Genomic DNA, 13,218 nt, shown 5'->3' with positions numbered 1-13,218 from the left:
AATCCGGAGATAAAAGAGCAGCAGCTGCGGCCACAGTGAGCGTCACCATACAGACATCGAATCGGCCAACTCGACGTTGCCGCACGCCCGCTGCGTCACGCAAACCCGGCATCAGCCCTGAATCAGGTGACAATAGGAACATCGTCACTTCATAGACAACAGGGAAACAGATGCTTCTATCCGAACAATGGGTCCTGGTAACGGGCGGCGCCCGTGGACTGGGTGCGGCGATCACGCGCGCGCTGATACGCGAGGGTGCGGGTGTGGTCGTGAATTACCACAAGAGCGAAACGTTGGCGCTCGCATTGAAGGAAGAACTCGGCGACCGCGTGCTGCCGCTGCAGGCCGACATCACCGACAAAGCCGCGGTCGCGCGCCTCTTCGAGCGGGCGCAGACGCAAACCGGGCAACCCATCGTGTCGGTGGTCAACAACGCGCTGGCCGACTTCCGCTTCGACGGCGACGCACGCCCAACGATCGACTCCATCGACTGGACACGCTTGCAACAGCAACTCGACGGCTCGCTGAAGGGCTCGCTCAATACGATTCAGGCGGCCGTTGCGGGTATGCGTTCGCGCGGCTTCGGCCGTATCGTCAACGTCGGCACCAACCTGTTTCAGAACCCGGTGGTCCCCTATCACGACTACACGGCGGCCAAAGCCGCGCTGCTGTCGCTGACGCGCACGGCCGCTCACGATCTTGGCCCCGACGGCATCACGGTGAACATGGTATCGGGCGGCCTGCTGCGCACCACGGACGCCAGCGCGGCCACGCCGGAATTCGTTTTCGACCTGATCGCGAGTTCAACGCCGGTACGGCGCGTCACCACGCCGGAAGAATTCGCCGACGCCGTGTTGTTCTTCCTGTCGCCCTGGTCGCGCGCCGTGACCGGCCAGAATCTGATCGTCGACGGCGGTTTGGTGAAAGGCTAGTCAAACTCGGCGCGCGCCACGGAATACGAGAGCACGACACGGCCATTCGGCCCGCTCACCAAGCAACTCCGATTCATGCGCCGAGGTCAGGCACGCGAAATGCTGGTTAGCAAGCGACGTAGGCTATTGTTGACGTCACGGCACAACCGCTCGCTCGCAGGGCGGCAACAACGACAGCATATAAAGCAAACACAAACTCAATAACGTAAAGGAAACCATCATGCGCAGACGACAATTCATCCTTACCGGCAGCGCCGCTCTCGCTACCGCTGGCCTCAGCCTCGCCGGCTGCACGACGACGTCGCCGTCCTCGAGCGCGTCGCCATCGGCGAACGCGGGCAAACGCGACACGATCAACGCAGGCATCGACTCGACGTTGTCGCGGCTCTATGCCAACGTCGGCGGTTCGCGTGAGCTGGTTGGCAAAGCGCGTGGCGTGCTGGTGTTCCCGTCGGTGATTTCAGCGGGGTTCTGGGTCGGCGGCCAATATGGCGAAGGCGCGCTGCGTGTGGGCGGCCGCACGTCCGGCTATTACAGCACCGTTGCGGGTTCGTTCGGCTTGCAGATCGGCGCGCAATCCAAGGCGCTCGTGTTTCTGTTCATGACGCAGGACGCGCTCGACAAATTCCTCGGCAGCCAGGGCTGGGCAGCCGGTGCGGACGCAACGGTCGCCGTGCTGAAAGTCGGCGCGAACGGTGCGGTCGATACGTCGACGGCCACGAGCCCCGTTGAAGCTTTCGTGTTGACGAACGGTGGTCTGATGGCCGGCGTCTCGCTCGAGGGCACCAAGGTTTCGCGCTTGATGATCTGAGTCTGAGCATCGTGCCACGCAACCGCCAGGCGGCTGCGTGGCCCCCTTCCCGGCCCGCTCAGGCCGCGCGCCATGAAGCGCAAGCCCTGCACAAAACCCGGCGAAGGTAAATTCTCCCGAAGCCTTTTCTTTTTTACGTCATTAGAAATTAGAACCGCAGGCATGCAGCGGAATGCAGCGGACGCAAAAACATCGCGCCGCACGCTGATTGAACGAGCCTGCTAGAAGCCCGGCCCGCCCCGGTCCCGGATGACGAAGTCACCCGCACCTCGAACGCCGAATACCGCACTCAGCGCGGGAGCGGCAACGAGAACACCGCGATCGCATCGGCCAGTTGCCCGGTCTGCGTTTTCAGCACCTCGGCGGAAGCGCTCGCTTCCTCGACCAGCGCCGCGTTTTGCTGGGTCGTCTGATCCATGCTCGCCACCGCGATGTTGACCTGCTCGATGCCGGAGCTTTGCTCGACCGACGCCGCGCTGATCTCGCCCATGATGTCGGTGACGCGGCGCACCGCATGCACGACTTCCTGCATGGTTTCACCGGCGCGCCCCACGTACTGCGAGCCGCCTTCGATCTGCGCCGCGGACTCTTCGATCAACGTCTTGATCTCCTTCGCCGCCGCCGCGCTGCGTTGCGCGAGGCTGCGCACTTCGCCGGCCACCACCGCGAAACCACGGCCCTCTTCGCCGGCTCGCGCCGCTTCGACCGCCGCGTTGAGCGCGAGAATATTAGTCTGAAACGCGATCCCCTCGATCACACCGATGATGTCGCCGATCCGATGCGACGACTGCGAAATTCCGCGCATCGTCTCGACCACCTGACCCACCACTTCGCCCCCACGCGCCGCCGTCTCGGACGCGTTGTGCGCGAGCTGGCTCGCCTGCTTCGCGTTGTCGGCATTCTGTTTGACGGTCGCGGTGATCTGCTCCATGCTCGACGCCGTTTCACCCAGCGCGCTAGCCTGCTGCTCGGTACGCCGCGACAGGTCGGCGTTGCCCGCCGCGATCTCGTGCGACACCGAGGAAATCAGCGTCGCGCCGCTGCGAATCTGCGTAATCGCGTGCGCGAGACGATGCTGCATACGCTGCATCGCGGCGAGCAGGCTGGTTTCGTCACCGGGTTTCGTGTCGACCACGAGATCGAGTTCGCCGTCGGCGATACGCGCGGCAATCTGCGCCGCGTACGCGGGTTCGCCACCGAGTTGCCGCAGGATGCTGCGCAGAATCACACCGATCACCAGCGATACCGCCAGACACAAAATCAACGCCGCGCCCACGTATTGCAGCAGCGTCGAGTAGAACGCGGCGTCGATATCGTCGGTGAAAACGCCGGTCACGATCGTCCAGTCCCACGGTTTATAAAGCCGCACGTAGTTGATCTTCGGCGCCATCTGGTTGGAGCCCGGCTTGAGGAATTGCAGATGGATGAACCCTTCGCCGTCGCGTTCGGCGAGATCCGAACCGTCCTTGAACACGTGACGCCCCTGCGGATCGGTGAAGCCGCTCATGTCCTTGCCCTCGAGGTCGGCGCGCACGCCGTGCATCAGGACCCGGGCGTGCGCGTCTTCGATCACGAGGTAGCCGCCGGCGCCGTCGTAGCGCATGGCGCGCAGGTCGGCCATTGCCGTGCGTTGCGCGTCGGCGAGCGGCATCGTGCCGGCCGCGACGAGGCCGTTGTAGCGGTCGAGCACGCTGTAAGCGACGCTGACCACGCTCTTCAATTCAGCCTGGCGGTCGGCGATCATCGTGTCGCGCGTTTTGAACGCCCCCCATAGGCCGATCGCCAGAATGCCCATGCACATTACCGCTAGCGCGAGCCAGAGCCGCACTTTCAGGCGAAACCGTTCCATCTCCGTGTCCCTTGTCCTTATGATCGCCGCGCGAGGCGGACGCCCCGGCGGTGCATGTCACTCTCCGGATTAACGGCGGAACGGGGAAAAACTTCAGGCTGGGTCGACGGACGCTCTGGCCGCCGCCTTCAGGCGACGGCGTACCGCCCGGAAATCAAGGCGCGCTTCACCTGCCGGCAAGGCATTGTCCATTTTGATTGCGCGTGCAACGATCTGCCAGGCGTCACTCCGCCGGCAGCGTGAGCGCGGCCACTTCGCAGCGCGGCCATTGCCGCAAGACGTCCGGCGCCAGCAGCAGCTTGGCGGCCCGCACACCGGCACCCATGACGATCCGCGAGCGCGCCATTACCTCGGCGTCGACCAGCACGCGCCAATCGTCAGGCAAACCGAACGCCGTGATACCGCCGAATTCCATGCCGCTGTGCTCGACCGCGGCCTCGCGTTTGGCGAACGAAAGCCGTTGCGCGCCAAGCGCGGCCTTCACCGCACCGTTGATGTCGAGCCGCAGCGATCCGAGCGAGACCAGCGCCGCGTAATGCTCGCCGCCGTCTTTCTTATAACGGACCACGATCGTGTTCGCGCAGTCTTCGAGGCCAAAGCCGTACCGCGCGCTGAATGCGGCGGTGTCCGAAGCGTCGTCGCTGACGGCAAAAACCGTCACGCCTTCAGCGGGCAGTTGCTCGACGACACGCGCGGGCAAATGGGCATTCAATTGCCCGAAAGGAATGACGTCGAGCCGTGGGTCGAGTTCGTGCGAGTGCATAGTGATCGATGTGAGTGAGCGTGCCCCGGCATTCTAACCAAGGGGTGCGTTTGCGGTGCATCGCGGCGGCGGCGTGCGCTTGCCGCGCTTGTTATAGTGACAGGCACAAGGTTTGCGGAAGACTTCGATGCGAACCCCGCGTCGAGGCGACCTCAGCGGCTTCTCGCATCCGGCCGTCGCGGCGCCGGAACCCCATTGAGAAACACGATCATGGACATCGATACGCTCTCCACCGAGAACCTTCAACACGTGGCCCGCAGGCAGGCGAATTGGGCCATCGGCGCGTTCAAACAGTTTTCCGACGACCGCTGCGCGGCCATGGCCGCCAGCATCGCGTTCTATGCCGCGTTTTCGCTCGCGCCCACGCTGGTCATGGTGATCGCGGTCGCGGGCTGGTTCTTCGGCGCCGAAGCCGCGCGCGGCGAACTGTTCAATCATATTCATGGCCTGCTCGGCGACCAGGCCGCCGCGGGTGTGCAGACCATCGTCGAGAACGCACATCACAGCGGCAGCGCCGGCGGCGTCGCGGCCATCATTTCGTTCACCATGCTGGCGATTGGCGCGTCGGCCACCTTCTCGTCGCTCAATAGCGCACTCAATATAGTGTGGCCCTACAGCGGGCCGCGTTCGTCGAGCGTGATCGCGCTGGTGCGGGTCCGCCTGATCTCGTTCGGGCTGGTGCTCGGCGTGGCGTTTCTGCTGATCGTTTCGCTGGTGCTAGATACGGTCATCACGTTCATCGGCAAGTGGTTGTGGGGCAATTCGCCGTATGTGGTGATCGGCAACCTGATGCAACTTGCCGTCGGCCTGCTGGTGCTTGCGTTCGCGTTCGCCGGCCTGCTCAAGTTCTTGCCGGACGACAAGGTGCGCTGGCGCGATGCCCTGGTCGGCGGAATCGTCGCGGCTGTTCTGTTTTCGGCGGGCAAGAAGCTCTTTGCGCTCTACATCGCGCACGCCGGCATGGCCAGTTCGTTCGGCGCGGCCGGCTCGCTCGCCGTGCTGCTGATGTGGCTGTACTTTTCGGCGGCCGTGTTGCTGCTCGGCGCGGAATTCTCGGCGGCGCGCGGGCGCATGCACGATCCGCGCGGCGGCTGGGGCATGCAGGACAACATGCCGCCGGGCAGCCGCGCGAAACTGGCTTCGGTGCTGGCGGCGTCGACCGTTTCGGCGAATGCGGCGCCGCATGACGATGAACCCGCAATCCATGACGCGGCGGCCAGACCCGCGACGCGCGCGGCAGCGGCAAGCGCGGCCGCCCTGACCGGTGCAACAGTGCCGCCGACTGCAACTTCCGCGTCGGTATTCCGGGTGAAGCCGCGCACCAGGGCTTCCGCACGTGCCGCCGCGCTGAAGGTGGGACGCACCGTGGTGCAGGCGGAAGCGCAGGCCACCCGCATTGCCGCCGTCACGCTCATCGAGGCAAGCCGCACGGCGGTGGCGGCCGATCGTTACGTCAGGCGGCACCCATGGACCTCCGTGCTCTTCGCCGCTGTCGCGGGACTCGCCGCCGCCACCATGGCGCGCCGCAACGACAACGCCGACGACACCACGCGCGCCCCTTAACGCGCAAGAAGTGCAACCGCGAAGGTTGCACCAGGCGGTCCCCCGAGTTGCTCCTGCTCACACCGCACTACGTCTGTCTAGCGTCCGGTCGAGAGCGCCTATTTAGTTTTTATACGATCGCTACAAAGCGCTCGCGACGACTAGACGACTAACTTACAAAAACCCTCCAAACAAGTGCCAAAAGTGCGAGTACCGGCGCACTCATTGTCTACAAAACAACAATAATGCTTGCTCGATGAATAAATATTGCAAAAATAGAAATAATCGTTAACAGGCTTTAAATACAAGGCTTTGCGTGTTTTGTCAGTTTTTGGAGACAGTCTTTTTTTTCCAGTTCTTGTGGGCAGAGCGCCTGCGCTATTCTCCGTTTCGCAACAACGAAACTAATCATCTGCGTGGAGAAATGGATGAAACGAATCGCACTGTCTACCCTCTCGCTGGCGCTCCTCGGCGCCACCGGCGTGGCACATGCTCAAAGCAGCGTTACCCTGTACGGCGTGCTGGATGACTCGATCCAATACGTGTCCAATGTTGGCGGCAAGAGCCTGTACAACATGGCTGCAGGTAACCTTCAAGGCAACCGTTGGGGCATGAAGGGCACGGAAGACCTGGGCGGTGGCCTGAAGGCGATCTTCCAGTTGGAAAACGGCTTTAACCCGAATACGGGTTCGCTGGGTCAAGGCGGCAAGATGTTCGGCCGTCAAGCGTACGTCGGCCTGACGGGCGACTCGTGGGGTACGGTCACGGTTGGCCGCCAGTACGACCCGCTGGTCGATCTGGTTCAGCCGCTGACGGCTGACAACTACTGGGGCAGCACGTTCACGACCGCAGGCGACGTCGACAACAACGACAACAGCTCGCGCACGAACAACGCAGTGAAGTACACGTCGCCGGTGTGGGGCGGCTTCCAGTTCGAAGGCATGTACGCGCTGGGCGGCGTTGCAGGTCAGACGGGTTCGGGTCAATCGTGGGCAGGTGCGGCAACGTACGCAACGGGTCCGTTCAGCGTCGCAGCCGGCTACTTCCGCCTGGACAATGCGGCTAGCGCAGTTCCGCGCACGACCTGGGGCGGCACGTCGGACGGCACGTTCGACGGCGGCCTGGAAAACAACGCATACCAGACGGCCAAGTCGATCGGTATCGCTTCGGTGGCAGCGCAATACGTCGTTGGCCCGATCACGACCGGTCTGCGTTACAGCAACGTTCAGTACAAGCCGGATGCAGCATCGGGCTTCGGCACGACCGAGAAGTACAACGTCGGCGCTGGCTTCGTGAACTACCAGGTCACGCCGGCAGCTCTGCTGGGCCTGGGCTACACGTACACGCACGGCAACGGCGATGCGACCGCGACGTACCATCAAATTTCGCTGGGTGGCGACTACAACCTGTCGAAGCGTACGGACGTCTACCTGGTCGGCGCATGGCAACATGCTAACGGCAACCAGCGCAATGCAGCGGGTCAAGTCGTGTCGGCAGTCGCTTCGGTGGCCGACTATGGCTTCAACTCGAGCAGCATCAACCAGACGATCGTCAGCCTGGGTATCCGCCACAAGTTCTAATCGAACTTGACGGACTGCTGAAGCACCACGCAGTTCAAAACCAGCCACGGGCGCAAGCCGGTGGCTGGTTTTTTTTCGTCCCGCGGTTTTGTACCGATGCGAGGCGAGCGGCCGCCGCAAAAGAAAAAGGCCGTCAGCCAGCGCTTATCGCGCTTCGTGACGACCCTCTTTGATATCGATCGCGTTACCGTTTTGTGCGCCTTGACCTTGAGGCGCCGCGAATCTACCGCCGCTGCGACTTGCCCTTTTCCGCCTGCGCCAAAGTCTGCGCGGGTTTCGCGTCGAGTTCATGCTCGACGCCGTCGGCGCCGACCGGCGCGCGATGCAGCACCAGCGCACGCTCGCGCTGCAACAGCGGCACGTTCGGCGAATCCTGCCAGTCCGGATCGGGAATCTCGCCGAATACCTGACGCAAGCGCTCGCCCCAGGTACGGTGAATCATCTCGAAGTACGTGTTGTCGTGGTCGATCGAAACAAAGCGCGTGACGCGCAGCGAATCCTTCTGATACACCAGCAGATCGAGCGGCAGCCCGACCGACAGGTTCGAGCGCAGCGTCGAATCCATCGAGATCAGCGCGCACTTGGCCGCTTCGTCGAGCGGTGTGGACGGTGTCAGCACGCGGTCGATGATCGGCTTGCCGTATTTGGCCTCGCCAATCTGGAAATACGGATTCACCGCCGACGCTTCGATGAAATTGCCCGCCGCGTAAATCATGAACAGGCGCGGCCGGTTGCCGGCAATCTGCCCGCCCAGAATAAAGCTGCAATTGAAGTCGACGCCGAATTCCTGCAACGCCTCCGCTTCACGCTGATGCACGCTGCGCACCGCGCGGCCGATCACGCGAGCGGCGTCGGCCATGGTGGGCGCGTTCCAGAGCGTGGGCAGCGTGGGGTCGACCGGCTCGGACAGCTCGTGCAGCACTGCCTGCGTGAGCGAGAGATTGCCCGCACCCAGCAGCACGAGCATGCGCTCGCCGGCCTGCTCGAACACCGACATCTTGCGCGCGGTGCTGATGTGATCGACGCCCGCATTGGTGCGCGTGTCCGACAGGAACACGAGCCCGTCGTCGACGGCCATCGCTACACAGTAAGTCATAGGGAAAGGTACCTGCTAAAAGCCAACTGAACGGCGCTATTGTAATGCGGCGCGCATGCGCCTCTCGTCCGTATTACGGCCTCGGCTCGCCCAAACTGAATAGATGTGTGGGCCGGCGCTCGCTGATGGCGCGGGCCGGACCCTGCGAGGCCCGCCAGCGAGGCCGTTCAGGAGGCCGTCCAGAAGGCCCCTGAGCGCCCTATTGCGCCAACTGCCCACTCACCGTCACCGACACCTTCAACTGCTCCTCCAGCCCGCCTATCCGCCGTCCACGCACCGGCGCGGCGGCTTCGTAATCGCGCGCCACCGCGAGCCGGCAGTAGATTTCGCTGGCAAACGCGGCGTGCGTGACGTCGACGGAAATCCAGCCCTTGCCGTCGAGCCACACGTCGACCCACGCATGGCTCGCCCCGTGCTCGACGTCGCCGGGTTCGATATAGCCGCTTACGTAGCGCGCCGGAATGCCACGCGCGCGGCAGCAGGCCAGCATCAGATGCGCATGGTCCTGGCACACGCCGTTCCCGAGCGCGAGCGCCTGCGCGGCCGTGCTGGTGACTTCGGTCACGCCCGGGTTGTATTTCACGCGCTGCACGATCTGTTCGGACAGTTCGATCAAGTTGGCCGCACTGGCCAGCGCCGGCACCGTGTTGGCCAGTTCGCGGATCGCCGCGTCCGCTTCGGTCAGGCGCGTCGAGCAGGTGAAATGCTCGAGCGGAATCGGCCCGACGCCGTCGGGCAAATGCCCGTCGACCAGCGGGATCGTGTCGACTTCACCCGCCACGTGCAGACGGATCTCGTTGTGCGGTTTGTTGATGACCAGCGTATGCAGCACGTTGCCGTAGGCGTCGAAGGTCGCGTCGAGCTTGCCGGGCGCGTCGATGCTCCAGCGCCGCACCACCTGCGACGCACCGCTTGCCGGCGTCAGACGCAATTGCTGGATCGAATAATGGACCGTCGCTTCGTAGCGATAGGACGTGTCGTGGCGGATTGTCAGGTACATGGAAAACTCCGTCAGGCGACTGGCAGCATCAGATAGGTACGCGCAACCAGATTGCCGAGCTCGAACACGCGAGCAAGGAACTGCGTCAGATAGGCGTGCAGGCCGGCTTCGAAAATCTGCCGGATGTCGGAATACAGCAGTTCGGCGCGCAGCTTGCCGGCGAACCGTTCGCACTGGTTCGAGCCCGAGGTGCGCAGCATCGCCAGATTCGCGCAGACACCCTCGAGCGACGCAAGCAACGACCTCGGCATCTGCTGGTTCAGGATCATCAACTCGACCACGCGCGCGGGCGTCACGACATCGCGATACACCTTGCGATAGATCTCCAGCGCCGACACCGAACTCAGGATCGAGGTCCAGTAATAGAAGTCTTCGAGTTGGCGCGCGGCGTCGCGTGAATTCGGTTCGACGTCCGCGAAACGCACGTCGAGAATCCGCGCGGTGTTGTCGGCCCGTTCGAGAAACGTGCCGAGTTGCGTGAAGAAGAACGCGTCGTCCTGCAACGCAGTGCCGATCGTCACGCCGCGCGACAGATGCGAGCGGAACTTGACCCACTCGAACAGCGCGCCCGGATTACTGGCCGCCTGACCCGAGGCAATGCGCTCGTTGAATTCGAGCCAGGTGTCGTTGATGGTTTCCCACCATTCGGTGGTCAACGTGCCGCGCACGGCACGGGCATTTTCGCGCGCGGCCTGCAGACACGAGTGAATACTCGACGGATTATTCGCATCCGCCACCATGAAATCGAGTACGTGTTCGCGGGTCGGTTCGTCGTAGCGCTGCGCGAACGCGGTTTCGAGTTCGGAGATGCGCAGCACCGAACGTTGCGTGCGCGCCTCCTGCTCGGTTGTCTGCGGCAGAAGCAGCGCTTTCAGGTTGATGTCGAGCATGCGGGCGGTGTTCTCCGCGCGCTCCATGTAGCGGGCCATCCAGAAAAGGTGATCGGCGGTGCGGCTTAGCATGACGGCGTTCCGTATCTGATGACGCGAGGCCTTCGTCGAAAGTAAAAGGCCCGCGCAGGTTATCCGTATGCGCCGGCGGCGAGCATGTGATGCCTGTTGCGTGCTGCCCCGGCGCGCTGGGTTGCAAACGCGTCAGTCGACCATCCACGTATCTTTGGTCCCGCCTCCCTGCGACGAATTGACGACGAGCGAGCCCTCCTGCAACGCGACCCGCGTCAGTCCGCCGGCCACCATCGTGACGGTTTTGCCGGACAGCACGAACGGCCGCAAATCGATATGGCGCGGCGCGACGCCGGCTTCGACAAAGGTCGGACACGCGGACAGCGCAAGCGTGGGCTGAGCGATATAACCCGCCGGCCGGGCGATCAGCCGCTCGCGGAACGACTCGATTTCGGCTTTCGTCGAGGCCGGTCCAACCAGCATTCCGTAGCCACCCGCGCCGTGCACTTCCTTCACCACCAGTTCGGGCAGATGCGCGAGCGTGTAAGCCAGATCGTCGGGCTTGCGGCACTGAAACGTGGGGACGTTGTTGAGAATCGGCTTTTCGCCCAGATAGAACTCGATCATTTCCGGCACGTACGGATAGATCGATTTGTCGTCGGCGATACCGGTGCCCATCGCGTTCGCCAGCGCGACGCGGCCCGCGCGATACGCGGTCAGCAGACCCGGCACGCCCAGCGCCGAATCGTTGCGGAACGCGAGCGGGTCGAGAAAGTCGTCGTCGACGCGGCGATAGATCACGTCGACGCGTTTGGGCCCCTGGGTGGTGCGCATGAACACGTAGTTGTCGTCGACGAAGAGATCTTTGCCTTCCACCAGCTCCACGCCCATTTGCTGCGCGAGGAAGGTGTGCTCGAAGTACGCCGAGTTGTACATACCCGGCGTGAGCACCACCACGACCGGATCGTCGACGCCTTCCGGCGCGACCGAACGCAACGTATCGAGCAACAGATCAGGGTAATGCGCGACCGGCGCAATGCGGTTCTGCACGAACAGTTCGGGGAACAGGCGCATCATCATCTTGCGGTTTTCGAGCATGTACGAGACGCCCGACGGCACGCGCAGATTATCTTCGAGCACGTAGAACTCGCCCTCGTCTCCCGCGCGCACCACGTCGACGCCGGCAATATGCGCGTAAACACCGAGCGGCACATTCACGCCCTGCATCTCGGGCCGGTATTGCGCGTTGGTGTAGACCTGCTCGGCCGGCACGATACCGGCGCGCACGATGTTGCGATCGTGATAGACGTCGTGGATAAACAGGTTGAGCGCCTGCACGCGCTGGCGCAAACCGGCTTCCAGCGTTTGCCATTCGCCGCGCGGAATGATGCGCGGAATCAGGTCGAAAGGGATCAGCCGCTCGGTGCCGGACAGATCGCCGTTCACCGCGAAGGTGATGCCGACCCGGCGAAACAGCAGGTCGGCTTCCGCACGCTTGCGTGCGATCGCCTCGTTGCCCTGCTTCACCAGCCACCGCTCAAAGCGCGCGTAGTGTGGCCGCACGGCATCGTCATGATGACGCATCTCGTCATAGCATCGCATGTCACGCCCCGCTCTTGTTGTCGGATAGAAGGCGAATGCGCTGCGCATTCGGTGTTCGACAATCGATCAAGCAAGCGCTATGCCATTGAGCTTTTTGCGTGCAAAACGACGACACGTGCACGCTAACAGCGCATCCCGGCCGGCATGGCGTCGCTGCCATCGTACTGCGGTGGCCCATGATGCGCTAGTACGGTGCACCCGCAACACGGCGGTGCGCGGCCGGCGCGATTCGCAAACCGTAACGGACACCCATGAAAAAATCCCCGTCGGTTCGCACCGACGGGGATTCGGACAACTTGCATTGCGGAACGGCTCAAGCGTGAGCGATGGTTAAACCCGCGTTGCTAAACCACTGAAGGCTCAACCCGCCAACGCATGAATCACGCTCAGCCTGCAGCAGCGTCTTTCAGCTTCTTCAGCGGACGTGCCTTGATGCGCACGCTAGCCGGCTTGGCCGGGAACCAGCGCTCTTCGCCCGAGAACGGGTCTTTGCCGAAGCGCTTCTTCTTCGCCGGCACTGCTTGCACGACGATCTTCAGAAGACCCGACAGCGTGAATTCACCAGCGCCCTTCTTGTGCACTGCGCCGAGGATCGTGTCTTCGAGCGCGGCCAGCACGGCCTTGGCGGTCTTCGGTTCCACAGCAGCGCGTTCAGCGACGTGTGCAGCCAGCGAGGCCTTCGTGAAGGTGTCCTTGATCGGCGACGGAGCGCTGGACGCCTTCACGGCGACCTTCTTAGCTGCGACGGCTTTCTTCGCAGGAACTTTCTTTGCAGCAACCTTCTTGGCGGGTACCGGGGCAGCAGCCTTCTTGGCCACCTTTTTTGCGGAAGTCGGCATGTTTCTCCTACCTGTTGTGGTCAGTGAATAGCACGAAGCGCACACGGTATGTGCACGCTTCAACGCCGGATTCTACAAGCGCTAATACGATTTGCGCGACTCTTTTGTGTATAACACTCAGGGTTTGTTGCGCGGCGCAGACTGCGAAACGCGTTTTGATGCTTGTTTTAGCGGGTAAACGCGCGTCGACCGGGTCGACAACACCAACTCGTAACGCACGTTACAAGCCGTTTCGATGCATGCATGACGGCACATTTCGAGTCGGCCGGGCGGCGCCCGAGCGTCGGACCGGCGCGGCGAAA

At 63.0% G+C, this 13,218-nt stretch carries 11 protein-coding genes; 4 read left to right on the top strand and 7 right to left on the bottom strand.

What is annotated here, in order from left to right; all coding sequences use genetic code 11:
- Window positions 1-170 precede the first annotated feature (170 nt).
- Window positions 171-932, top strand: coding sequence for a 3-oxoacyl-ACP reductase (locus tag BX591_RS12420; protein ID WP_111931708.1), 762 nt, complete (start codon window positions 171-173; stop codon window positions 930-932).
- 220 nt (window positions 933-1,152) lie between these two features.
- Entirely contained in the window at window positions 1,153-1,743 is a 591-nt protein-coding gene (locus BX591_RS12415; RefSeq protein WP_111931706.1) for a BPSL1445 family SYLF domain-containing lipoprotein, read from the top strand.
- A gap of 289 nt (window positions 1,744-2,032) precedes the next feature.
- Here BX591_RS12415 and BX591_RS12410 read toward each other — a convergent pair whose 3' ends face one another.
- Entirely contained in the window at window positions 2,033-3,592 is a 1,560-nt protein-coding gene (locus BX591_RS12410) for a methyl-accepting chemotaxis protein (RefSeq protein ID WP_111931704.1), read from the bottom strand.
- Window positions 3,593-3,815: 223 nt separating this feature from the next.
- Window positions 3,816-4,355, bottom strand: a complete 540-nt coding sequence (locus tag BX591_RS12405) for a YbaK/EbsC family protein (RefSeq protein WP_111931702.1) — start codon at window positions 4,353-4,355, stop codon at window positions 3,816-3,818.
- A gap of 210 nt (window positions 4,356-4,565) precedes the next feature.
- Between BX591_RS12405 and BX591_RS12400 the strand changes: the two genes are divergently transcribed.
- Window positions 4,566-5,918: a YihY/virulence factor BrkB family protein gene (locus BX591_RS12400; protein WP_111931700.1), complete on the top strand. Its 1,353-nt coding sequence runs from the start codon at window positions 4,566-4,568 to the stop codon at window positions 5,916-5,918.
- A 407-nt stretch (window positions 5,919-6,325) separates the two neighbouring features.
- Window positions 6,326-7,477 (top strand): porin, encoded by a 1,152-nt coding sequence (locus tag BX591_RS12395; protein WP_111931698.1) that lies wholly within the window; start codon window positions 6,326-6,328, stop codon window positions 7,475-7,477.
- A gap of 223 nt (window positions 7,478-7,700) precedes the next feature.
- Here the strand turns inward: BX591_RS12395 and BX591_RS12390 are convergent, their stop codons facing one another.
- The 5 genes from BX591_RS12390 to BX591_RS12370 all read right to left on the bottom strand — a co-directional run bounded on the left by BX591_RS12390 (window position 7,701) and on the right by BX591_RS12370 (window position 12,916).
- Entirely contained in the window at window positions 7,701-8,573 is an 873-nt protein-coding gene (locus tag BX591_RS12390; RefSeq protein ID WP_111931696.1) for a proteasome-type protease, read from the bottom strand.
- A 199-nt stretch (window positions 8,574-8,772) separates the two neighbouring features.
- Entirely contained in the window at window positions 8,773-9,573 is an 801-nt protein-coding gene (locus BX591_RS12385; RefSeq protein ID WP_111931694.1) for a transglutaminase family protein, read from the bottom strand.
- An 11-nt stretch (window positions 9,574-9,584) separates the two neighbouring features.
- Entirely contained in the window at window positions 9,585-10,535 is a 951-nt protein-coding gene (locus BX591_RS12380) for an alpha-E domain-containing protein (RefSeq protein WP_111931692.1), read from the bottom strand.
- Between the two features lie 132 nt (window positions 10,536-10,667).
- Complete coding sequence (locus BX591_RS12375; RefSeq protein WP_111931690.1) at window positions 10,668-12,077, bottom strand: circularly permuted type 2 ATP-grasp protein; 1,410 nt, start codon at window positions 12,075-12,077, stop codon at window positions 10,668-10,670.
- A gap of 386 nt (window positions 12,078-12,463) precedes the next feature.
- The gene (locus BX591_RS12370) at window positions 12,464-12,916 is read right to left on the bottom strand and encodes an HU family DNA-binding protein (protein WP_035559188.1); all 453 of its coding nucleotides are present in this window, start codon (window positions 12,914-12,916) and stop codon (window positions 12,464-12,466) included.
- Window positions 12,917-13,218: the final 302 nt, after the last annotated feature.

Origin of the sequence: Paraburkholderia bryophila (assembly GCF_003269035.1) — a bacterium.
GTDB classification, from domain to species: domain Bacteria; phylum Pseudomonadota; class Gammaproteobacteria; order Burkholderiales; family Burkholderiaceae; genus Paraburkholderia; species Paraburkholderia bryophila.
The sequence above is the reverse complement of the archived record's forward strand: the minus strand, read 5'-3'. Positions and strand labels throughout refer to the sequence as shown.

Bases quoted from the DNA above. Each gene is read 5' to 3' on its own strand.
- BX591_RS12420 (WP_111931708.1), top strand. From the start codon at position 171: ATGCTTCTATCCGAACAATGGGTCCTGGTAACGGGCGGCGCCCGTGGA.
- BX591_RS12415 (WP_111931706.1), top strand. From the start codon at position 1,153: ATGCGCAGACGACAATTCATCCTTACCGGCAGCGCCGCTCTCGCTACC.
- BX591_RS12410 (WP_111931704.1), bottom strand. From the start codon at position 3,592: ATGGAACGGTTTCGCCTGAAAGTGCGGCTCTGGCTCGCGCTAGCGGTA.
- BX591_RS12405 (WP_111931702.1), bottom strand. From the start codon at position 4,355: ATGCACTCGCACGAACTCGACCCACGGCTCGACGTCATTCCTTTCGGG.
- BX591_RS12400 (WP_111931700.1), top strand. From the start codon at position 4,566: ATGGACATCGATACGCTCTCCACCGAGAACCTTCAACACGTGGCCCGC.
- BX591_RS12395 (WP_111931698.1), top strand. From the start codon at position 6,326: ATGAAACGAATCGCACTGTCTACCCTCTCGCTGGCGCTCCTCGGCGCC.
- BX591_RS12390 (WP_111931696.1), bottom strand. From the start codon at position 8,573: ATGACTTACTGTGTAGCGATGGCCGTCGACGACGGGCTCGTGTTCCTG.
- BX591_RS12385 (WP_111931694.1), bottom strand. From the start codon at position 9,573: ATGTACCTGACAATCCGCCACGACACGTCCTATCGCTACGAAGCGACG.
- BX591_RS12380 (WP_111931692.1), bottom strand. From the start codon at position 10,535: ATGCTAAGCCGCACCGCCGATCACCTTTTCTGGATGGCCCGCTACATG.
- BX591_RS12375 (WP_111931690.1), bottom strand. From the start codon at position 12,077: ATGCGATGCTATGACGAGATGCGTCATCATGACGATGCCGTGCGGCCA.
- BX591_RS12370 (WP_035559188.1), bottom strand. From the start codon at position 12,916: ATGCCGACTTCCGCAAAAAAGGTGGCCAAGAAGGCTGCTGCCCCGGTA.